Below are 22,458 nucleotides of genomic sequence, written 5' to 3'. Positions count from 1 at the left end.
CTTTTCAGGGAGTAAATGAGATTGATACGTATCATCATTAAACTTAATAATTATTAATATACCTAAACAACCTGAAGATGCAGGTTGCCTGAGTATATTCGGACCACTTTATTTGAATGAAGGGAATGATAGTGCGTCATTGTATGGTTTTTACGGCATAGCTTCGGCGGCAGGCTACGTTTCGGATGCAGTTCAAGCCCACTGTCAATAAAAAGCTACAGCCTGCCGGATACACTGCTGACTTGTCCCCGGTCACTTATTCTTTATCAAAACTGTCCACAACGATCGCCCCCATCGACGCTGGCATGGAAATCACAATCACCCGGTGCAATGACGTCGCCGTCTCTGTCCAGATTGGGAATTTATCCAGACAAATCAACACCAGCGCGACCACCAGAGCCGTCATCAGATAAGCAATCACAATCCGGGCAATAAACATCGTCAGTCGTCCGGCAATATCTCTTTGAAAAACACTCTGGTATGTGTAAATCCCAAGAAACAGTATTGATAAACCCAGTAACATCAATAAATTAGGTAAAGGCAACACTTTCCCCAGTTGCCATGCTTCTTCTGAAAATGCGACCGGTACTGCCAGCGCGAACGCACCGACAAATATTTGTCCGGCATCTTCCATATTAAAACTGATTTTCACTGTTGCTTTCCTTTGATTGACTGAGCATTGAAAAATATTTTGTTGACTTATATCTATATGTTTATAGTTACCATCTCAGCAGAAAACCGAGCTGGAATAAAGGGATGATGACTATGGAAGAAAAAACTTATACAGGTTCATGTCACTGCGGCCAAATTACTTTTCATATCACCACTGATTTTCCTGAACTCACAACTTGTGACTGTTCCATTTGTCGCAAAAAGAACGCACTGATGGTGAAGGTTCATGAATCAAAATTCAAACTCATCTCCGGACAAGAGCAACTGACTGAATATCAGTTTCACACCCATACCGCCCATCATTACTTTTGCAGGACCTGCGGTATTTATCCGTTTCACCGCAAGCGGGTTACGCCGGACTTTTACGGAATCAATGTATATTGTCTCGATAACTTTGACCCCACCGGTATTCCGGTCCGGGCAACAATCGGTGCCGGAATGGATTAAAGTCCGGAACGGGTTGATACCCATATATGGGTATCACTCTGTAACGATGCCCTGCCGGCAATAAGCCCCGACGCCTTCAGCCAGCGCATCAAAGACCACCCGGCAGATCTGATTCTGTCGCAGGTTTTCATGCATGGTAATCCAGGCCTCCATGTGCATAGAAAAATGCTCTGGCAGGATAGCCACCAACCGGGATTGCCGGGCTAAAGGTGTCTGACAAATACCAATCCCGGCACCAGCCCGAATCATTGCCAGTTGCGCAACGTTACTGTCTGTTTTGAGATGAAATTCAGGCACTTCAAGCTGAGGAAACTGCTTCAGCGTATTGCGGATAAATGCCGTTGGTTGATCATAACCAATGAAGCTGTGCTGTTGTAGCTCCTCTTCTGAAGCCGGCATGCCATGACGGGCAATATAGTCATGACTGGCATAAAAGCCTAACCCGATACAGCCCGCCGAGCGGCAAATCAGCTGAAGCTGCTGCGGACGAACCATCCGCACCGCAATATCCGCTTCATGCAACAACAGATCATGTACCCGATCGGACAGAGTCAGCTCAACCACCACGCCCGGATAATCTTTCCGCAAAGCTGCCAGCACCGGCGGCAAAACCTCAACCCCAATCACATCGCTGGCTGTCACCCGTACCACGCCTTTCAACTGCTGTTCGTCAACAGAGGCCGCCCGCGACAGTGCGGCGGCCGAGTTCGCCATCGCTTCAGCATGCGGTCGCAATACCAACGCCTCACGGGTCGGAACCAGCCCGCCCTGCGAACGGATAAACAGCGTGCGGTTGAATGCTTTTTCCAGTGCAGCAATATGCCGGCCAATCGTCGGCTGAGTCACCCCCGAGGCTCGGGCAGCAGCGGATAAAGATCCTTCCTGTATCACCCAAAGAAAGGAACGATAGAGTTCCCAGTTAATTTCATTAGTCATACATTTTTGTATAGCAGAACCATTATTTTAGTCAATTTTATTTTACTGACGCCGTGCTTAGACTAGAGCGTGTTTCACACAAACGGAGGAAATGACCATGACACAGAAAACCGCACTAGTCGTGGGCGCAAATGGCGGCATCGGACAGGCTGTCACCCGGCAAATGCTTGAATCAGGTTGGCAGGTCAACGCCTTCGCCCGCCGGGAAAATCAACCATCAATCCCTTCAGACAATATTCACCCCATCACCGGCGATGCAATGAAATGCGGGGATGTCTGCAAGGCTGCGAGGGGATGTTCCGCTATCATTCACGCCGTCAACCCACCCGGTTACAAAAACTGGGACAGACTGGTGCTGCCAATGCTTGAAAATACCATTCAGGCCGCAAAGCAGGCCGGGGCAACGATTGTCTTACCCGGCACATTGTATAACTATGGTCCGGATGCCTTCCCGGTGATTGACGAAGATACCCCACAACACCCAAATACCCGTAAAGGGCAGCTCAGGGTGCAAATGGAGCAACGCTTAAAAACCTGCGCAAAACAAGGCAACCCGGTCATCGTCGTCCGGGCCGGGGATTTTTTTGGCCCGGATGCGGGCAATAACTGGTTTTCTCAGGGACTGCTTGCCAGCCGCAACCCGGCTAAAACGCTGCTGAATCCGGCAATGCCCGGTATCAGTCATCAGTGGTCTTATCTGCCGGATGTGGCAGAAACGATCGTTCGCTTGCTGGAAATCCGCACTCAGTTAAAACCGTTTGAAAATATTCATATGGCAGGCCATCAGGATATCAGCGGGACAGACATGGTGCATCTCATTGGTAAACTGATGGCAAAACACAGCGGTAATCAACCCGGCATTAAACCCTTTCCCTGGTGGTTATTCCGGTTACTGTCCCCTTTCAGTCAGACCATGCGGGAAATCAGCGAAGTTCGGTATTTGTGGCGCCATAGCGCACAAATGCGTAACCGGCGACTGATTGAGTTATTAGGCACAGAACCGCATACACCGCTGGCACAGGCAGTGGAGGACACGTTGCTCAGTCTTACGGATCGGATTTGAAGTATGGCACTTGATGTGGCATCAAATCTTGTTGATCCAAGCAGCGCATCCCTGCGCTGCTTGGTATGCATTCCCACGGAGACCGTGGGAACGAGGGGTTCCAGAACGCTTTTTATCGCCGTCCATGGCGATAATGGACGGAACAACCCTCATCGAATCCGGTAAATGCATAAACAGTAAATTCATTAAAGTGCACAGCTAAATTTAATTACAGATTTCCGACGCCACCATCAATCAACAACTCAGAACCCAACATATATGAGGACTCATCTGAAGCCATAAATACAGCGGCTTTTGCCAGTTCCGTTGGTTTCCCCATCCGGTTTAACGGAACAAGATCTTTCACCTGTTCTATTAATTCATTTTTTTCAGCTTCCGGTAAACCAAATTTATCAAATGCATCGGTCTGTGTCGGCCCCGGACTCAATGCGTTTACCCGAATGCCCCGGTGTTTGAGTTCTCCGGATAATGTTCGCGCTAAAGAAATTAAACCCGCTTTACTGGCTGCATACACACTACTCTGGGCTAAACCAATATGAGCAGAAACCGTACCACATAAAATAATTGATGCTGAGTCCGACAGCAGAGGCAATAAAGACTGAATCAAGAAAAACGGACCTTTTAAGTTGGTTGCCATCACTTGATCAAAGCCCGCCTCATCCCAGGCTTCAAGTGGTTGATGTGTCACATCTCCGGCATTGATATATAACACATCTAACCGGGGTATCCGGCAAATAAGACTGGCAGCCAGCTCTCTTTGCTGAGCCAAATCAGAGGCATCATTTTTGATAAATACAGCAGCGTCTGTTAATCGCTGTCTGGCATGTTCTATACCCTTTGAACTTCGTCCGGTGACAATGACTTTTGCTCCCTCTTCCTGAAACTGATGTGCTGTCTCCAGCCCAATTCCACCAGTTCCACCGGTAATCAATGCATATTTATTGAACATTCTTTGTGACATTCGTATTTCCTCTCTTGTGATTTAACTGGAAAACACTCATTATCAAACACAAAAGTATCAATAATAAAGTAGGTACCAAATGGATACTAAAGAGAAAAGTACAGATATTTCTGTAAAATCCGGCTCTGGCTGCCCAATGGTTGATTTTGTCAGTATCATTTCAGGTAAATGGGCAATTCCAATCTTGTACCGGCTCATTGTGACTGATGATGTGATTCGTTTTGGCGCTTTGCAAAGAGCCATCGGCTCCATCACTCAGAAAGAGTTAACCAAACAGCTACGATCATTTGAGGCTCTGGGGCTGGTCACAAGAACTGTCTACCCCGAGATGCCGCCAAGAGTCGAATATCAGATCACAAAATTGGGAAAGACATTAAAACCGACCCTGGATTCTCTTGCCCGATGGATGACAGAACATAAAGCAGAGCTGTCCGGTAATGAGCAACGATTCACAGCCGTTGATTAGCGCTGAACCACCACGTTGCTGTGGGGACAGCCACTTTAAAACAGACCAAAAATTCCTTTCAGTGAGCTTCAAAGTGCGCAGGTCAGGATAAGCTTTAAGGATTCCAGTCCTGAAAAGCTTCAAGTCGTCGCGATGGTTAGCCCTTTGTTTCTTTGTTTATTTGAATCGGGTATTCGCTTTCTGAAAAGAAAAGGGGAAACATTCAGGGAGGAATGTTTAAGCTGCGGGCTTATCTGTCATCAGCTGCCGTAATTTCTGTTCAAGTGCTGAATCCGTCATAATCTCAAAATCAGTAAACAGTGCGACGGGCTTTAATGTACGCCCTGTTGACTGCTCCATCCGGACAAACCCTTTCTCACTCAACGCTTTCAGGGTATTGGATAAATTGGATTTTTCCCGCCCGGACAGTGTGGCTAATTGAGTTAAGCTGGCTGGTTTTTCTGCATCAATCAACCGGAGCAATTCTATATTCTCAGGTCTTAAAACCTGAGAAACAGCATTCACTGATGTATACCAAATTTTTGGCTCATCCGGCTCCGGAACATATTTACCCTGTGCAATGGCCAGTAACCGGAAACGAATCAGTGATTCCGACATAATACCGATTTTTGCTTTCATGCTATTTCCTCTCAATTGCTTCTATCGTTGCATCAATTCCGGAGAAAAAGTCTTGCAATAAAGCATAACAATCCGAAAACTCATAACGTGTTCCCTGATCAATTGCAGACTGATGTAAATGGTCATACTCATATCCTTTGCCACGAGATTGATGACGCTTAGGCGCTTTCACCGCATGTGCATTATCGAGACCAAACACTCTTTTATTAAATTGATTGTGCAGAGTCATATTGTAACGAATGCCATGAGGCCGCTCTTTCGTTGGCGGAACCGTCCATACCTCGATTTTCCACCAGTAACCATCATCCCGGTGAACGTGTATGCCATGCATACTTAGCAAGACATCTAAACCCTTCACCGGCTTCTCCAAACCAAGTTATGACCCAAGCATAACACATTTCGGGTTCCGTGAAAAATAAAACAGAAGACTGGCATACGGAAATCATCAGGTTTCATAATAACACTCTGAATTTGCGATAAATAATGCCGGATATTAAAGCTGCGATTTCACCAGCGCATTCAGGAAAAACAATCAATGAGAACTATGTCTGACTATTTCATACCTGAGCAACACCTGATTTTCATCACTAGCTGTGAGATTGCTCAGGGAATCAGTGAAGGCTGGTGCGAACCACACCTGATCCAATTGCTATTGGAACAGGCGCTACAAACACCTTTTGACCACCCATATTCAAAAAGCTCACAGGTGGTCAAAAGCTCTAAAGATATGCCTCATAACAGGTCTTGAATAACTGGTACATATTACGTTTGCACTTGTTTTCCTGTGCCAGTGTTTTAACCCGCTGATAAAAGCTTTCCAGCGTTTGCGGCGCATGTTGGTGTAGTTCAACGCCGTTTTCATACATTTTCGGCTCACCGTCACTCATCGCCCGCAGGGTTTCCATATCAATCTCAAGGTTTTTTTTTGACGTTCCTTTCTTTACCATCGTGGAAACTCTTTTTGTTCGGAAGTCAGGGGAAATATCATAGCGGATTTGTTTAGTTTTCCCAGCCTGAGAATATGACAAAGTGAAATCAGTCCGGACCGGGCCTGTGAATAGATGCTGAGACTGAACTGATACCGAACTGATACTGACACTCTCATCCCGGCCCGCTAAAGTTTCTGAAACAACACGGCGCTGGTCATTTCCGGCCCCGAAAACCAAGGAGAACTCACAATGTCAGAAACACTAGAACAAGCAACTACGGTTGTTGGCGGATGGTCAGAATTCACATCTGAAATCGATGAGATGGCGCAACTTTCATTTGTTGAAGCACTCAGTGGATTGCGGGGCGTTGTCTATTCGCCTGTCGCTGTTGCCTCTCAGGTCATTGCAGGAATGAATTACCAGTTTTTCTGTAATTCTAAAGTCGTCTATCCTGGTGCTCAGAATGAACCTGCGATGGTTTACATCACCAAGCCCGTCGGCGAAAAAGCCTATATCACGGAGATTATCCGTCCATAGAACAAACGTGATTCTAATAGATATGATGTCAAAGGGGCGAAATGAAACGTCCCTTTTTGATGTCTCAACGCCCTTTAAACAACTCCCCGCGGTGAAAACCAAGATACTTCTGGTGCTCCGGCAGTAGAGCCACGGACATCTCTTCATGAATACCCAACACTTGCGGAGATGCCAGACAACCGGCAATCATGATTTTGCCGTGTAAATCGAAGGTGATAAAACCGCGGTCAAAGGCTTTGTCGAGATTGGCTAACAGCAACAGGCCGTTGTACTTATCAAGTTTTTCATCCGGGGTTGATTTCCGCCAGGGTTTGATGTGGGAAGCCACCAGCATTTGTGTATTACGATAGCCGGTAACAGCACACCCCTGCCACAGGTCGATCAATTGCCTGCGGTAAGTCCCCTGCCCCATGCGGGTGTTAACCAGAATTTCTTTTTCTGTTTCATTCAGATGCTGATCCCCCATAATCTGACTGACATCCTGCTGAAGCTCTACCTGTGTGAAGTCTTTCAAGAAACCGAGATAAGAGTGAATCACTGCCGAAAACACGCCGTACGAATGGGAGTCATTCACCTGAGATTTCTGTGTCTGATTGATTTTCATCGCCAGTTCATGAAAAGCCCGGAAAGACTTGATTTCCAGCACCGGCACATCGGTTAATTCCTGTTGTTGTAACCACAGAGGCAAATCATGTTCAACCACCCGGCCATACTGCTCAACGGTTTCGGGCAGGTGGCCCGTATCCACCAGCCACTGTCGATACAAGAAGGCTAAACCGGACAAGTTCTGATTCAGGGCATCTTTCAGATCATTGCGGGTAATCGGGCTTTGCATAAAAGCAAACAGCTCATCATCAAGAAAGGCATGAGAGACATTCTTCTTCGAATAGCCAGTGACCGCTGCCGGGTCCACACCGGGTTGATAAGCCAGATGCCAGAAACCTTCGCTTTTCAGATGATAAAACGGATTCTCGGGTGTATCTCTGTCTTTGTCACGCCGCCGCTGATTGAAATAAGACGTAAAAGCCGATTTGAGTTGTGCATCAAACTCAATCCGGTTGGTTGTGATCACCCCAAACTCGATCAACTCCATCACGGCCAGCAGCATACATACTTTATGCGGACTTTTATGGCCGTCTTTGGTGTTCATATTCAGGTTACTGAATTTATCGGTGTAGTGGGTGAGGGTCATGGGTGGTTCGGAGGGGGAATTTGTTTTGTACTGTTAGGTACTAACTGTAATAGACGCTCAATAATCAGCTCGCTTTTCTCACTTAAATCAACAGTACAAAAACGGATATCATGCCCTTGCATTGTTACAAACTCATCGTATGATTCCCCAATTGATGGGTACAGCAACATTCCGGACGAAGATAATGATAAGTTATCTTCTTTTTTCTCTTGAGAAAGTAAATAGCTATAGAGTTGATAAATATTCAAACTTTTGAACTTTTGGCTCCCAAACTGATTTTTATTTAGGATATTTGTAAACTTGGTATCAATGATTATACGTCTCTGAAGGGATTTATTTTCCAATAATATGTCCAGCTTCATGGCTGGCATCAATTCTATTCCCGGAGTTGTTCCTGCGGAGATATTCCAATCTAATTTCGTTCCTGTTCTTACGTTCCATCCATTCTCGGATAATCTCAGTTTATAAAATCCACCAACTGCTTTCTCAAAAATCCGATATACCCAATTTCTCTGCTTATCAGGTGAAGGGAGAAATTGGGTTCCCAAGGATTCACTTAACAAATGCATATCGTGAGCAAGTTCTGCGACTTCCAACACCTCACGATCATCACTCTCATGTCTGGCAAATCCCTGTCGACTGGGTCGATAACCATGAGAAACAACACCATTAACTCCCATATCCTGAAACCTACGGGAAAGATAGTGGCATTTCATGGAAAGCTGTTTATTATCTGCCATCAAAACCAAACGATCTAATGCAGAACGAATATAACGATTACGCTCTGAATCCAGAGTCAACTCATCAAACGAACAAACAATTTTCCCTTTCGCCAATGACATCCGGCGTTCGGACTTCAACAAATGAATCCGGCCCCGAACCCGGTTAACTTCCCGTTCCGAAGTGACAAAAGCAGAGGATAAATTCTTCTTAAGCCGATGTTTAACCAAATCACACAATACTTCTGCAATAAGATTTGCAGGATTATCAACAGATATTTCATCACTGGATAACTGAGGAATAAGAAATCTCGTCTCAGATGCATAAAGCATCAACAGCCACAGATTTCTCACTGGTATTTTTCCAACATAGCCCCGGAGATCATTGCTGGTTTGGCTCATAAACCCTCTAACAATGCTTTTCTTGCATTTTTCGCATCTGTCATTGAATCAAACCAATATTCTTCCAGGAGTGGATAAATCTCAGTCTCAACTACATCTTTAAACCATTGGTTTGGGTCTTCGATCGTATTGTGAAAAGAAGGGGTGACATAACTGTGACCAATCTGGAACTGTTTCCCTAACTTCGGATCGTCAGATATCTGCTGATTTAAAGCAATCAGTCTGGATTCAATTTGTCTGAGGAAACTCTCATCAATATTATTTTCTTTCATCACCCAGCGCCGCCAGGTATCACCCAGAGCAGGTGTCAGATTGATAAATGCAAACCGTCGCCGCAAAGCTAAATCCACCAATGCCAGAGAGCGATCAGCAATATTCATGGTGCCAATCACATAAAGATTTCCGGGAATAAAAATCTTTTCTTCGCCATCTTTGGAATAACTCAGTGACAGAGCCTCATTCGGTGTTCGTTTATCGGCTTCGAGCAATGTCAGCATTTCACCAAAGATTTGAGCTGGATTTCCTCGGTTAATCTCTTCAATCACAATGACAAAAGTCTGCTGAGGCTCTTCTTTCGCTTGTTTTACAACGTCAAGAAACGGCCCATCACATAAAGATAACTGACCATCACCTGTCGGACGCCAACCGCGAATGAAATCTTCATATGATAAATTCGGATGAAACTGCACCGCTGTTACATGATTCTCTCGTTTTTCACCGATTAATGCGAAAGCAAGTCTTTTCGCCAGCCAAGTCTTACCCGTTCCCGGCGCTCCTTGCAAAATCAGATTCTTTTTATCCCTGAGACGTTTTACAAGTGCGGTAATCTCTCTTTTACCCAGAAAACATCCATCCTGAATCACTTCATCCACGGAATATTTATCAAAAGCTTCTGGTTTAGCTGATGGTTCAGATTCTTCTTCAAATCCATACCATTCATATTGCCCTCTTTCAAGAAAGCCAACGATATGTTCATCACGCAGAATTTGCATCTGCCGATCTATCGTCATATCTGGTGAATTATTCTCAGGAAAAAGCGATTTTAATTCAGGAAGGTAACGGTGATGAAATTGTTCACGGGTAAATGTTTCTGAGTTCTGTTCACAACATAACGCTTTAATGCGCTCCAGAATCAAAGCCTTCCAGCTATCTGGTTTCACCTCTGGTTTCACAGGTATTTGCCATGCTTTCAAAGAAAATTCAGGAAAACTGTTTACTGGGAATTTTTCTTCATTAAATCTGGCGTCTAAGTCTTCCATGGCTTTCAGATAATCGGCACCGGAACACCTTCCTTTTGCTCCATTTCTGTCAAGCTTCAAACCAAGCGACGCAAAGTAAGATCGTGATTGCGCATCTAAAGGTAAATAATGCCATGGCCGGATCCAGTAAAGCCCCATCGACAGGTTCCAGCCAACCCCTTTTTGAGCAGAGACATTATTGTAAAAGTCGATAAATAATTGCTGCTTCTCATCATTGGGCTCATCTGAAAAGTCCTGAGCAACCGAAAACAAAGACCATAAATGATCAATATCAGTATCTTGCCGCTCATGCTCACCAGCAAAGAACCATGATTTCTGATTATTCAGCACAGGAATCCCCTCAAAGGATTCTGGCAATGATTCATCAACCCCGAGAAACAAGGCCAACGTTTCCGCAATTGCCTTCCGGTTTTGCTCAGTCATCCCCCGGTTAAAAATTCCCATCACGGTAAACGGACAAATATCCTTTAGATTTTTTCCATGGATATAAGACAGTTCAAATTCTTCAGCAAGTTTAGTCACAAATTGAGTCAGTTTCGTACGATTATCCTGATGTTGGCGTAAAGCTGATGCAAAGGCCTCATAAAAACGAGTCCATTTAAAGCGGGTATCTTGTTTAATATTCTGACTAAAACGCTCTTTCCAATAGGGTGCTTCACAAAACCGTTTATAATCCTGAGGCCTATTGTCAAAAGTAAAATCAAGTAGCGCTTCGCTCATCCAATGATGATCATCGACTTTCCAGATGGTGCTTCTACCCGTGTAAAAATACCATTCACGTGGTTCTGAGAAAGCTTTGTCCCATTCAACTTCAACCGTCTGCCCATCATTCATATTTCTGACAATCGTTCCAATAGCTTTAATCGCCATCACAGAAACAAAATGCCCTTGATTATCAAAAGGTAAATTACGTTTTTTCGTATAAGCAGACTTTATGGCTATCCGGTCTCCAACGGCCATAGAGCGCACTAAATCGAGATACTTATCCTCATAACCATTCTGCCAAATCCCTTCATCAAGAAACCGGGGAAGCTGATCATCTTTTCCATACATAGCACCAACAAACCATCCACAACGTTCAGCTTTTTTTGCCAATGAGATTAATTCATCAGTCATTGATGCAATAAAGGATTCATTATTGCTTGTTTTCGCGATTTCAAATTGAATAGTTGCGATGATCTCATCTCTTGTATCCCAATCGGGATACTCCATTTCCCCGGCAATAACGTCCCGTATTCTCTGGGCGCTTTCAATAATTTCACTTTCACTCAAAGTCAGATTGTTTAAATTGATTTGAGCTCTGAGCAATGCCTGAACCTGATTTATACTTATCACAATAATATCCCCAGCCACTGACCTAACTAATTTAAATTAAATACTTTATGTACAGCTTATTTCTACATTTTCTCAGAATTAACCCCGAGTTATATTTGTTTTTCCCGGATGTTTCTGATCTTTTCAAAGTTTACGAAACAGAACGATGAGCTTTAAAATTTTCAGCCTGCTCAAAAATCTCTTTGTATACTTCATCCCGGTCAATCGGAGGATAACCCCACTCATCAAGCAAGATGATTAAATCAAAATGTAATTCAGCCCGAATATCATCCCGCTTATTCCAATCGGTATATTTAGCCTTGTCATCAATGACAACTTTCACTTGTTTCGCAAGCTCCAACAGCTTGTCTTCCGGATAAGTGAAGTCATATTTATGGGCCAGAGAGAGTAAAATGTCGTAGAAGGCTTTCTCTTCAAAGTCTATCCCTAACTCGCTAAATGAAGCCATTTCTTCACGGAGTTGATTGTAAAGATTAATAATTTCATCAGAGAAATCATTAATAACTTCCGAGCGAAGTACATCCTTCTCGTCACGCTCATTGTACTTTTCCACCAACATATTCATTTTCTTGGTGAAATCGACACCTTTCACTTTATTGGTCTTTTTAAATTCCCCAATCGCTTTAGCAAGCATTTGCTGAAGCAGTTGCAGTTTTGTATTTGGCTGTTTGACCATCTCCAGCTTGGCAAGATAATCATCATCAAAAATATCAATCTCACCACCGTCTTTCTCGCCCAGCTTAAAGATCTCTTCGACTCCATCACTGATCAGAGCATCTTTAACCAAATCTCTTACTCTGCGGTTCATTTGCTCTACATCTGGCGCACCACCCGTAGTTATTTTAAATACGATGGTTCGAACCGCTAGATAATAGTGAATCTTGTCCTTGTGCTCTTTGGTCAGTTCACTACTACCTACACAAATGTCATAAGCAGATTTAAGACGTTTGGTCAGATCCATAAACGTCTTTTCAAACTTCTTGGTTCTAAGTGCAAAATCAGCCGAGGCATTTAAGCAATGTAACTGCTCTAATGGCGTACCATTGAAGTAGGGCTTAGAATCGAACTGATGGAACAGCCCATCCAACAGGCTCAGGTGATCCTTAACGATAATGACCGACTGTTTAATGTCTTCCAGGTTCTGATCTTGCCCTGCTGTGTATTGGGAAAGTGCAAGGTTCATCTGTTTTTTTATGCCGATGTAATCGACTACCAGACCATTCTCTTTACCTTCAAATTTACGGTTTACTCTCGAAATGGTTTGGATCAGATTATGCTTTTGCAAAGGCTTATCAATGTAGATGGTATCGAGGAACGGCACATCAAAGCCCGTTAACCACATATCAACCACAATAGCGATTTTGAAGTTCGATTTACCATTTTTAAACTGACGATCCAGCTCTTTGCGATACTCTTTGTTACCGAGTTTGTTCCACAGAGCTTTATCATCATCTTTGTTACGAGTCATAATCATCTTGACTCGTTCCATCGGCTTCACTTGTCTCGATTCACTTTCTGATAGAGTTGTACCGTCTTCACAGACTTTTACTTCATCCCACTCAGGGCGAAGCTCAAGCAGTTCTTTATACAATTGATAGGCGATTTCACGACTGCTACAAACGAACATTGCTTTGCCTTTTTGAGTCGTCCCTTCTTCAACACGATTCTCATAATGCTCAACAAAGTCTTTCGCTATGGCTTTGATACGATCTGGATCGCCTAGTATGGTAGACATACTCGCCATAGCCGTTTTGCTTTTATCTATTTGATATTCGTTTGTTCCAGCGTCTTCACAGGCTTTATAGTATTTTTCGACTTCATCAAGCTGGCGACCATCAAGTAGCACTTTTGCAGCTCGGCCTTCATATACAATACGAACAGTAATTTCATCGTAAACCGATTCTGTCATTGTGTAGCTATCGACAACCGCACCAAATACATCCAACGTTGCGTCAATCGGTGTACCAGTAAAACCGACATAGGTAGCGTTTGGTAAAGAGTCGTGAAGATACTTAGCAAAGCCGTAAGTCTTTTTCACGCCGTCTTCAGTAACGGTAATTTTCTGTTCTAAATTGGTTTGGCTGCGATGCGCTTCATCCGAGATACAAATGACGTTGGTTCGCTCCGTCAGCAATTCCAAATCTTCCGTAAATTTATGGATGGTAGTTAAGAATACACCGCCACTTTTACGCCCTTTCAGGTGTTCTCGAAGTTCAGCACGGCTCTCTACGCTAATGATGTTTTGATCACCCACGTAACTTTTTGCATTGGTGAATTGACCTGAAAGTTGATCATCCAAATCGGTACGGTCAGTGATGAGAATGATGGTTGGGCTACCCAATTCGACATCTTTCATCAGTAGACGAGATAAGAACAACATGGTGTAGCTCTTACCACAACCAGTCGCACCAAAATACGTACCACCCTTCCCATCACGAAGAGGGTCATCACTCACCAACTTACCGTGCTCATCAAAGCACTTCATATGTTGTTTGATATTGGCAAAAAGCTTTGTTGCTGCGTAATACTGAGGATAACGACAAACAATCTTTTCTTGTTTGCTTGAAGTATCAGGAAAGTAGATAAAGTGACGTATAACATCAGTGAGTCGTTTCTTGTTAAACAAGCCGCTGATCATCGTAAACAGTGAATCAATACCGTCTTTGTCTAGCTTCTCTTCACCCGTAATTTTACGCCAAGAGTAAAAGAACTCGTATGGGGCAAAGTACGACCCCATTTTGCTGTTCACACCATCACTAATCACACACAGAGTGTTGTATTTGAATAGTTCAGGGATATCTCGATCATAACGAGTGGTAAGCTGTTTATACGCATCATAGATAGTCGCATCTTCACGAATAGCACTCTTAAATTCAAATACCACCAATGGCAAACCATTGATGTAAAGAATCCCGTCAGGGATACGCTGCTCATAGCCTTGTATCTCCATTTGATTAACGATGCGATAGATATTGTTATCTTGTGAGACAGAGCCTTCAGCGCTAAGGGAAGCGCCAGCGACCGATGAATAGTCGATAAGCTGAATGTATAAATCTTTCTGGCTTGCATCTTCACGCTTGAGCAAAAAGCCATCAGAGACAAACTTCATGATGGCTTTGTTGGTATCGTAGAGATCTGAAGCAGGAAGATACTCAAGCTTATGGATGATTTGCTCTATCTCATAAGCTGTAATACCTTCCGCTTGGTAACGTTTGGCTAGAAATTCACGAAGATCGGACTTAATCAGCACATCTTCAGGTGCTCGCTTAATCATCTCACCACGAGTATGTGGATAGCCTTCTTTCCCTAGCAGTTCAATAATGGCTTGTTCTAGCCGTTCTTCTGTGAATTTCATAGATTAAGCCTTTGACATTTTTGTATTAATAAATCTTTTTAGTTGCGAAAGTGAGCTTATCTCTGCCTGTAAATTGTTTTTATGAGTGGTTATCTTTCCAGAAACCTCATTGTATTCATCTAGAACATTTGAGATGGGTTTTACCACTGGCAAGTCATAAACTGTATTTCGATTCAGACCTGGCACAGCGGAATCTTCATTTAATTCTGGTAGATTCAAACCTAACAATATGCGATACGTAAATGACAAAGGAAATTGAGAGTCCGACTCTCTGATGTAGTATGCTGTATCAATACAAAAGCTCGGATTTTGCACATAGTACAGTTTACCAATAGTCCCTTTTCGACCTATTATTATCGTTGACTCATCAGTTAGATAAGTATTGTGTGAACCTGTCAGACCAGCCGAACTATAAACCCCATACTCACCTGCAATGCGTTTAGATTCAGGCAATGATTTACCATAATTAATCACTATATAGTCTTGGATTTTTCCACATTCCCAGTTGAGCGGAATTTCACCCTCAAGCTGTTCACTATACTCCATCTCACCACCTGAAGACTTGTAAGGATTCCCTTCTAGTTCAGGCTTACCGATGGACTCTGCATACTCTTTTGATATCGGGAACTCAAAATCTACAAACCACTGTTTGTAAATAGCTTGAGCTGTATCTTCTAGCTTTTGAGTAAGTTGTTGGTTGAGTGCAATACGGTCATTCAGCACATTGTATTCACGCACGATTTCACGCTGCTTTTCGATAGATGGGACTGGTAATTCCATATCGCAGAAATCAGCCCAACTGAAACCACCACGGACACTATTATCAGTCATAAACCAAGCGTTTCGGTCGAACTCCGAACGTCTGCACCACATCATTAGATATGCAGGTAAAAGCTCTTCTTCATCCTTTACCTCAAAAACTACATATGCTGGCGATACAATGATTGGTTCATCATCTTCAAGCATTGAAATGGGCAACACTTCATCTCGGCCAACGTGCATTGGGTTAAATGCAAATTGATTTTTCTTAACTACTCGGTACTTGCTTAGATCTGTACCATTGATGTTAGCAACCGAAGGCATAAAGTGCTTATTGATGTTTATCCCTTTAAGCGAAGAGATGGAGTCATCCGTATTTTTTAATTTGATTTGGGTGACGTAATCACCAATACGCTTATAGTGTGATCTCATAGCCCAACTCTTCAAATACAGATAAAAGTTCGGATTTAGACTTCTCTTCTTGCTTCAATAGCGTTGTAAAGTCATCTCGCATTTGACTCATTTTCTGGTCAAAATCGACATCTTCATCGTGATTCTTAAATTCGATGTATTTACTTGGCACTAATGAGTAGTCTTTTGCTGCGATCTCTTCTTTAGTCGCAGAGTAACAATATTCAGCAATATCTTTGTATTCGGTTTCGGCTCGTACTTCCTGCCAAGTGTGAAGTGTTTCAGCAATTTCAGAGATTTTTTCTGGAGAGAATTGAACGTACTTTTTCTCGAATGGTTCACCGTGTTTACGTAAGTCCATAAACAGAACTTTGTCTTCACGGTTACGGTAATGACGAATCAGATCTTCGTGTGGAACCGTTCGCTCTTTCTTGTTCTTATTAATAACCCAAAGTGTCACACTGATATCGGTGGTATAGAACATCTTCATCGGCAGAATGATGATCGCTTCCACTAAGCCATTCTCGACAAGTTTCTGACGAATAGCCTTTTCTGTACCATCACCAGACAATGCGCCGTTAGCTAGAATGAATCCTGCCACTCCGTTCTCAGACAGCTTGGAAACCATATGCAAAATCCAACCATAGTTGGCATTACCTGTTTGTGGTGTTTCGTAGCCATCCCAACGATAATCATCAACCAGCTCATCGGAAGCTCGCCAGTCTTTTTGGTTAAATGGCGGGTTTGCCATAATAAAATCAGCTTTAAGAGTTTCGTGCTGATCATTGGCAAAGGTATCTTTGGCGGCTGCGCCAAGGTTGGCAGAGATACCACGAATAGCGAGGTTCATTTTTGCTAGTTTGTAGGTTGCACCTGTGTACTCTTGACCATACACAGAAACGTCTTTTTTGTTGCCTTTGTGGTTCTCAATGAACTTCATTGACTGAACAAACATACCGCCCGAACCACAACAAGGGTCATAAATTTTACCTTTGTATGGCTCAATCAATTCTGCGATCAGGTTTACGATACTCTTTGGCGTATAGAACTCGCCTTTCCCCTTACCTTCTGCAATCGCAAATTTAGATAAGAAATATTCGTAGACTCGGCCCACCACATCTTCGTGCGGATTCGCTAGGGTGTCGATGTTGTTAATGACATCGATCAGTGCAGATAGTTTGCTGACATCCAAACCAAGACGAGAGAAATAGTTATCAGGCAATGCACCTTGCAGTGCTTTGTTGGTTTTTTCGATGGTGCTTAATGCTGTATCGATCTTTAGAGCAATATCTTCTTGTTTAGCGTTTTGCTGAACAAAGCTCCAACGGCTCTCTTCTGGTAGGTAAAAAACGTTATCTTTGGTGTAGGCAGGAACCATATCAATTCGAGCTTCATAGCCATCATCAATCAGCTTTTGGCGATGCTTCTCGAACGTATCACTGATGAACTTGAGGAATATCAGGCTTAATACGATGTGTTTGTATTCTGACGATTCAACACTACCACGCAGCTTGTTTGCTGCATCCCAGAGTGTTTCTTCAAATGATTTTTCTTTCTTGTTTATTGATGGTTTCTTAGCCATTGATTTCTCAAAAATACAGGTTATCCAAGATAAATTGGCGATATTGTACCGAATAAAAGTCACATTACATTGATTTATCCAACAAAAGTCTGAGACAGATATACAAAATAGCTCACATCTTCTAATTGTTCGGCAACATATCAATTACATCAAAACTGAGACTTTTAAAGCAAATACAACATTTTAGTCTATGTATATTTTATTGAAATCATTCTCCAACTTCGTACCCACCCCTCCCTTTTCCCCCGCATCTACGGTATCCTTTTCAAATCCTTGCACATACCCATTGAAATCAGATCCTATGAATCAAAGCCTTGACCATCTTCCTGAATCCAACCAACAGCAGATCCATGCGGTGGCGTCGCTGATCCGTGATGCCGTGGATGAAGCCGCTGCCGCGTATAAAGGCAAGCAAGGGTTTAAGATTTATAAAATCATTCTGTTTGGCAGCTATGCCCGCCAGCCGGATGCTCAGGGGCGCACGCCGTGGGTGTATGACCCGGAGAACGGATATGTCAGCGATTACGATATTCTGGTGATCGTGAATCAAATGGATTTAGTGGATGACCATAAACTCTGGCATCTGGTGGATGACCGGATTGCCCGGCGCATTGCGGATATTCCGGTGGGTGTGATTGTTCATACACTGCAAGAGGTGAACGATTGGCTTCATGAAGGCCGTTACTTCTTTAAAGACATTCGTGAGCAAGGGATTGAAATCTTCAGTGAAGGCACGCGGGAGCTGGCGCGGCCGGGGAATTTATCAGAGGAAGAGAAACAAGCCATTTCCAAGAAGTATTTTGATTTATGGTTTCAAAAAGGCAATGAAGGCCTGATGAAATTCAAACTAACTTTTAATAATCCAGAATTCAGCCTTGCAAGTAGTGCATTCGACCTTCATCAAGCCACTGAAGCTTTGCTTGCCTGCGCTCTGCTCACCTGCAAAAACTATTTGCCCAAAATGCATAATCCAATCAAGCTGAAAAACTACTGCATGCAGCTGGATAAACGCTTTGGCGATATTTTCCCGATGGATACCAAGTTTCACCGTCGCAGTATGCAGCGGCTGAGGCGTGCTTATGTGGAAGGCCGGTATTCGGAGCATTATCAGATTACGGAAGACGAGCTGGTTTATCTTTCCGGGGAGGTGGAGAAGTTGCGGGGGTTAGTTGAGGAGATTTGTTTAGCGCGGATCAAGGGTTGATTCGGGGTTCGGATCAGGTTTGGTACGCGCCTGCCTTTGTCGATTTCTCTGGCTTCATCGAACGGGGTCAATTTAAGTCCGGATCGGGTTTCGTCCGCGCCTGCCTTTATCGATTCCTTTACCTTTTTCGAACGCGGCCAAGTCCATTTTTGAAGGAACAAAAACGGACCAAAAATTCCTTTTTTATTTAGCTTCTCAGTGCGCGGGTCAGGATCAGCTTTTAAGGACTTCCTGTCCTGAAAAGCTTCAAACCGTCGTCCTGACGGTTTGTCCTTTGGTTATTTGTTTATTTGAATTTGGTAGTCGCTGTTTGAAAAACAAAGTTTGGACTCTGTGGTGATTTGAACGCTGTATGAGGGAGAAACCCTAAGGACGAGGGTTTCAGGATTTTCCGGGCAGGACGCCCGTAAAATCTGATCCGGTGCCTGTTGAACAGACCCAAAGTTACACCTTGAATCAACAACGACTAACAGAGCAAGGTGTTGAATTCGAACAAGTCATTAATTTACTCTCCCAAACACTAAACAATCAACAGTTAATCAATGAACAAAGTCAAACCGTACTGAGTGTTATTCAGGACTATGCCCAGACATGGAGCTTACTGCAAGGCAATGATAACGTTAATCTAAATATCTAAGCCCCGATGCGTACCATCAGGCAATTCAACATCCAGTCTTAATTTGCCACCCAATGCTTCAATATAACGTTTCAAGGACAGTAATTTGACATCTTTGCCATTCTTTTCAAGGTTAGCCACTGTAGGCTGTTTAACCCCCATAATATCAGCAACTTCTGTCTGCGATTTCTGGACAATACGGCGAAACTCAGCCAAATTTAACTCGAAAAGCATTGATTCAGCTTTCGCTTTTGCCTGAGCCAGCTCATCATCTGTCATCAAAGCGTCTAACGCATCAAGTGTTTGACTTTTCATTGTCTATCTCCTGTAGATGTTCCTTAAACTCATCTTCTGCTATCGGAATCATCTTTTTATAAAACCTCTTATCCCCTGTTTTGTCCCCTGCGCAAAGCACGACGCACCGACGCTCGGGATCGAACGCAAAAAACACCCGAAGAGGTTTACCATGACTTTGTACTCTCAGCTCTTTAAGCTTCTTAAGTTTTGTATTGCTGAGTGTGTCAACATGAGGGCGTGGTAAATTCGGCCCCTTTTCTTTTAAGAGTTCCAGCGAAGCCCTGACGTTTACTTTATCCTCGCTGGACAGTGATTGAAACCACGCCAAAAACATAGGTCTTAATACGACGTTCCACATAATTTGTTCTTCTTATTATTTTATGTTCGGGTTTATTATAGACCTGAATCTATATAGACTACAATGTATATTTTTACCAAATGCCCTGCTCAACAAAAGACTTGATGATGGAGATTGAGATATAGGATTATCCATGACAATACTCTGAATCAACAAAAAATAAGGCCGGATATTGAATCTGCAATCGCTTCTCCGCAACATGGAAAAGAGCTCAATAAGCAGAAAACCACTCTATTTCATCCTTTACCGACATATCAGTTACAGCAAAGAACAAGGCATATGAACATTTCGAGCAGTGGCAACCAGCAAAGAGATTCCTGTGGGGACAGGCACTTTATTTTTCGGCTTTATTTCTCCAGCTCTCCCTGTATATTTCGCTCATCACCGAAGTAACCTGTTTTTCAAAACACTATCATCCGGAGTGAATCACTCAATGAGGGAAAAAAGATGATAGCCGTTCTTTTTGAAGCCAAAGCCGTACCGGAAAAACAGGCCCGGTATTTTGATCTTGCCGCACAGCTCAAACCACTGCTCAGCGATGTCGATGGTTTTATTTCTGTTGAACGCTTTCACAGCGTGACCGATCCACACAAGTTCTTATCGCTCTCATGGTGGGAAAGTGAAGCCTCAATCATGCAATGGAAACAAAACGTATTACATCAGGCTGCGCAGCATGAAGGAAGAGACACTATTTTCTCTGGTTACCATATCCGGGTGCTCAACCTGATCAGAGAATACGCATTCGAATCAGCTGAACCCGATCACAGATAATGATACAGTCGCAAAAAAGTTACGCTGAACCGGGCTCCCTGACATGAAAAATCAACCAATGCCGCAAACAGAAGATCACTATCAACAAGAGACATCCATGGCTGCGCTGGCAGCAGCCATGTCTGATATTTCACGGATGAAAATTCTTTGTGCACTGATGGATGGCCGGGCATGGACGGCGACTGAACTCAGTGCAGTTGCAGATATCGCACCCTCGACGACCAGCGGCCATTTATCCCGTCTGCAAAAAGAAAAACTCATTACTTGTCTCTCACAAGGGCGTCATCGTTATTTTCGTCTCTATAGCGCGAGTATCGCGGCATTACTTGAGACCATGATGGGGATTTCTTTTGGAGCCATTCAAGCGCCCAAATCCCGGGTTCCTGCTGAACTCCAACAGGCACGAACATGTTACGATCATCTTGCTGGCGAAGTGGCGGTAAAAATATACGACTACTTATTGAAACATAAATGGATTACAAGCCTTGGTGACGCGTTAACCAGCAAGGGTAAAGCACAATTTGCCCGGTTAGGCATCCCGACCGACAACAAAACTAAACGTAAAAAGTGCAGCGCATGTTTAGACTGGAGCGAACGAAAGTTTCACCTTGGCGGCTATGCTGGCGCGGCTCTTTTTCAGTGTTTTGAAGAGAATAAATGGATAGAACGGGTCCCCGGATACCGTGAGGTTCGTATTACCAAATCTGGCCAGGCAGCATTTAAAAAATACTTTGATTTGTAAATGGTTCGGGTAAATGATGTCATCAAACAAAAGGAATTGGGTCTCATGTGAGGATGCTGATGGAATCAGTGAAGGTGGGTGAAAACTACACCAGATCTGGTGCCTGTTGAACAGACTCAAAGGCTCTCATACTCTGCAAACATAAATTTTTCACCAAAAACCAAACCCTCACGCACAACAATAACTTCCCAACCAATTGATATTTATTCACTTATTCATCCTGAGTACGATATTTTCAATGGCACCTAAACCAAAGCTTTCAGCCTGAAAAACATGGGGATATCCAAGGTTCTTCCGTTTCTATAAAACCATTCCCTTCCAGAAATCAGGGAGAACTGTGCCGCAACAAACACGACTCATTCACATAAAAACAACTGGAATAAGTTACCATAATGGTAAATAATAAAATCAATATCAGTGCTTTTAAGCAGCAACCACCAGCAGATGTTGGTGAAAGCCGTCTTTATCTCAACGGACCGCTTTACCCGAAAGAAAAAGTTCTGGAGATACTGGACGCAGGTGACCATCACACCCGGTTGTGGACACGCAAATGTATCCGGGACGTTGCAAACTTAGCTCTTGAAATGGACGAAGTACGACTCTTAATAAGGCAAGCGATCATATTGGGCACTTACATCAGTTCAGAATGGTGTGTACAGAAACCCAATGGCCCTTGTGCGGCCTGTGACGGATACCGGTTATATCGGAATGAATGGGCTGAATATGCAAGAAAAACAATACGCTTTGAATACTATGTCAAGTTTGCAGTCACCCGGAACGAGAAAATCCTGTTACTGGTTTCCTGTCACCCATCGCAGTAGAGGAAC

General features: G+C 43.5%; 22 protein-coding genes. 8 read left to right on the top strand and 14 right to left on the bottom strand.

The features are described from left to right. Positions 1-256: 256 nt before the first annotated feature. Positions 257-652: a DUF2391 family protein gene (locus OCV29_RS05345; RefSeq protein WP_073604774.1), complete on the bottom strand. Its 396-nt coding sequence runs from the start codon at positions 650-652 to the stop codon at positions 257-259. 104 nt (positions 653-756) lie between these two features. Between OCV29_RS05345 and OCV29_RS23580 the strand changes: the two genes are divergently transcribed. Then, positions 757-1,119 (top strand): GFA family protein, encoded by a 363-nt coding sequence (locus OCV29_RS23580; protein ID WP_306345608.1) that lies wholly within the window; start codon positions 757-759, stop codon positions 1,117-1,119. 33 nt (positions 1,120-1,152) lie between these two features. On the opposite strand, the gene OCV29_RS05335 is transcribed toward OCV29_RS23580, so the two are convergent. Next, a complete protein-coding gene (locus OCV29_RS05335; protein WP_073604772.1) occupies positions 1,153-2,055 on the bottom strand; it encodes a LysR family transcriptional regulator in 903 nt (300 codons plus the stop codon). Positions 2,056-2,152: 97 nt separating this feature from the next. On the opposite strand from OCV29_RS05335, the gene OCV29_RS05330 reads away from it, so the two are divergent. Continuing rightward, the gene (locus OCV29_RS05330; RefSeq protein ID WP_073604771.1) at positions 2,153-3,118 is read left to right on the top strand and encodes an NAD(P)H-binding protein; all 966 of its coding nucleotides are present in this window, start codon (positions 2,153-2,155) and stop codon (positions 3,116-3,118) included. A 208-nt stretch (positions 3,119-3,326) separates the two neighbouring features. Here OCV29_RS05330 and OCV29_RS05325 read toward each other — a convergent pair whose 3' ends face one another. Beyond that, positions 3,327-4,079 (bottom strand): SDR family oxidoreductase, encoded by a 753-nt coding sequence (locus tag OCV29_RS05325; protein WP_073604770.1) that lies wholly within the window; start codon positions 4,077-4,079, stop codon positions 3,327-3,329. Between the two features lie 79 nt (positions 4,080-4,158). Here OCV29_RS05325 and OCV29_RS05320 point away from each other — a divergent pair, with 79 nt between their 5' ends. Beyond that, on the top strand, positions 4,159-4,545 hold the full coding sequence (locus OCV29_RS05320) for a winged helix-turn-helix transcriptional regulator (RefSeq protein ID WP_073604769.1): 387 nt from the start codon (positions 4,159-4,161) through the stop codon (positions 4,543-4,545). A gap of 216 nt (positions 4,546-4,761) precedes the next feature. Here OCV29_RS05320 and OCV29_RS05315 read toward each other — a convergent pair whose 3' ends face one another. From OCV29_RS05315 to OCV29_RS05305, 3 genes are all read right to left on the bottom strand, one after another. After that, on the bottom strand, positions 4,762-5,163 hold the full coding sequence (locus tag OCV29_RS05315; RefSeq protein WP_073604768.1) for an HVO_A0114 family putative DNA-binding protein: 402 nt from the start codon (positions 5,161-5,163) through the stop codon (positions 4,762-4,764). A 1-nt stretch (position 5,164) separates the two neighbouring features. After that, entirely contained in the window at positions 5,165-5,521 is a 357-nt protein-coding gene (locus OCV29_RS05310; protein WP_217653314.1) for a DUF6516 family protein, read from the bottom strand. A 361-nt stretch (positions 5,522-5,882) separates the two neighbouring features. Then, complete coding sequence (locus tag OCV29_RS05305) at positions 5,883-6,110, bottom strand: hypothetical protein (protein ID WP_139281637.1); 228 nt, start codon at positions 6,108-6,110, stop codon at positions 5,883-5,885. Between the two features lie 231 nt (positions 6,111-6,341). Here OCV29_RS05305 and OCV29_RS05300 point away from each other — a divergent pair, with 231 nt between their 5' ends. Then, a complete protein-coding gene (locus OCV29_RS05300; RefSeq protein ID WP_073604765.1) occupies positions 6,342-6,629 on the top strand; it encodes a hypothetical protein in 288 nt (95 codons plus the stop codon). A gap of 64 nt (positions 6,630-6,693) precedes the next feature. Here OCV29_RS05300 and OCV29_RS05295 read toward each other — a convergent pair whose 3' ends face one another. From OCV29_RS05295 to OCV29_RS05270, 6 genes are all read right to left on the bottom strand, one after another. Next, entirely contained in the window at positions 6,694-7,821 is a 1,128-nt protein-coding gene (locus tag OCV29_RS05295) for an HNH endonuclease (RefSeq protein WP_073604764.1), read from the bottom strand. Further along, a complete protein-coding gene (locus OCV29_RS05290; protein ID WP_073604763.1) occupies positions 7,818-8,942 on the bottom strand; it encodes a 5-methylcytosine restriction system specificity protein McrC in 1,125 nt (374 codons plus the stop codon). The genes OCV29_RS05295 and OCV29_RS05290 overlap by 4 nt, the downstream gene beginning before the upstream one ends. Further along, on the bottom strand, positions 8,939-11,536 hold the full coding sequence (locus OCV29_RS05285; protein ID WP_245796931.1) for an AAA family ATPase: 2,598 nt from the start codon (positions 11,534-11,536) through the stop codon (positions 8,939-8,941). Before OCV29_RS05285 ends, OCV29_RS05290 begins: the two co-directional genes overlap by 4 nt. A 130-nt stretch (positions 11,537-11,666) precedes the next feature. Beyond that, the gene (locus OCV29_RS05280) at positions 11,667-14,891 is read right to left on the bottom strand and encodes a type I restriction endonuclease subunit R (protein ID WP_073604762.1); all 3,225 of its coding nucleotides are present in this window, start codon (positions 14,889-14,891) and stop codon (positions 11,667-11,669) included. 3 nt (positions 14,892-14,894) lie between these two features. Beyond that, complete coding sequence (locus OCV29_RS05275) at positions 14,895-16,082, bottom strand: restriction endonuclease subunit S (RefSeq protein ID WP_073604761.1); 1,188 nt, start codon at positions 16,080-16,082, stop codon at positions 14,895-14,897. Then, positions 16,066-17,643 carry a type I restriction-modification system subunit M gene (locus OCV29_RS05270; protein WP_073604760.1) on the bottom strand — a complete coding sequence of 526 codons (1,578 nt, stop codon included), beginning with the start codon at positions 17,641-17,643 and terminating at the stop codon, positions 16,066-16,068. The genes OCV29_RS05275 and OCV29_RS05270 overlap by 17 nt, the downstream gene beginning before the upstream one ends. A gap of 301 nt (positions 17,644-17,944) precedes the next feature. On the opposite strand from OCV29_RS05270, the gene OCV29_RS05265 reads away from it, so the two are divergent. Then, a complete protein-coding gene (locus OCV29_RS05265) occupies positions 17,945-18,847 on the top strand; it encodes a HEPN domain-containing protein (RefSeq protein ID WP_073604759.1) in 903 nt (300 codons plus the stop codon). 625 nt (positions 18,848-19,472) lie between these two features. Here the strand turns inward: OCV29_RS05265 and OCV29_RS05260 are convergent. Both OCV29_RS05260 and OCV29_RS05255 read right to left on the bottom strand, forming a co-directional pair. Then, a complete protein-coding gene (locus OCV29_RS05260) occupies positions 19,473-19,778 on the bottom strand; it encodes a helix-turn-helix domain-containing protein (RefSeq protein WP_073604757.1) in 306 nt (101 codons plus the stop codon). Beyond that, a complete protein-coding gene (locus tag OCV29_RS05255) occupies positions 19,759-20,118 on the bottom strand; it encodes a type II toxin-antitoxin system RelE/ParE family toxin (protein WP_073604756.1) in 360 nt (119 codons plus the stop codon). The genes OCV29_RS05260 and OCV29_RS05255 overlap by 20 nt, the downstream gene beginning before the upstream one ends. A 447-nt stretch (positions 20,119-20,565) precedes the next feature. On the opposite strand from OCV29_RS05255, the gene OCV29_RS05250 reads away from it, so the two are divergent. From OCV29_RS05250 to OCV29_RS05240, 3 genes are all read left to right on the top strand, one after another. Beyond that, positions 20,566-20,889, top strand: coding sequence for an antibiotic biosynthesis monooxygenase family protein (locus OCV29_RS05250; RefSeq protein ID WP_073604755.1), 324 nt, complete (start codon positions 20,566-20,568; stop codon positions 20,887-20,889). Positions 20,890-20,932: 43 nt separating this feature from the next. Next, positions 20,933-21,631 (top strand): ArsR/SmtB family transcription factor, encoded by a 699-nt coding sequence (locus OCV29_RS05245; protein WP_245796930.1) that lies wholly within the window; start codon positions 20,933-20,935, stop codon positions 21,629-21,631. 392 nt (positions 21,632-22,023) lie between these two features. Further along, on the top strand, positions 22,024-22,452 hold the full coding sequence (locus tag OCV29_RS05240; RefSeq protein WP_073604753.1) for a hypothetical protein: 429 nt from the start codon (positions 22,024-22,026) through the stop codon (positions 22,450-22,452). Positions 22,453-22,458: the final 6 nt, after the last annotated feature.

Source organism: Vibrio aerogenes, from assembly GCF_024346755.1.
Taxonomy (GTDB): Bacteria; Pseudomonadota; Gammaproteobacteria; order Enterobacterales; family Vibrionaceae; genus Vibrio; species Vibrio aerogenes.
Note: the sequence above shows the minus strand (reverse complement) of the source record. Positions and strands in the feature narration are given on the sequence as shown.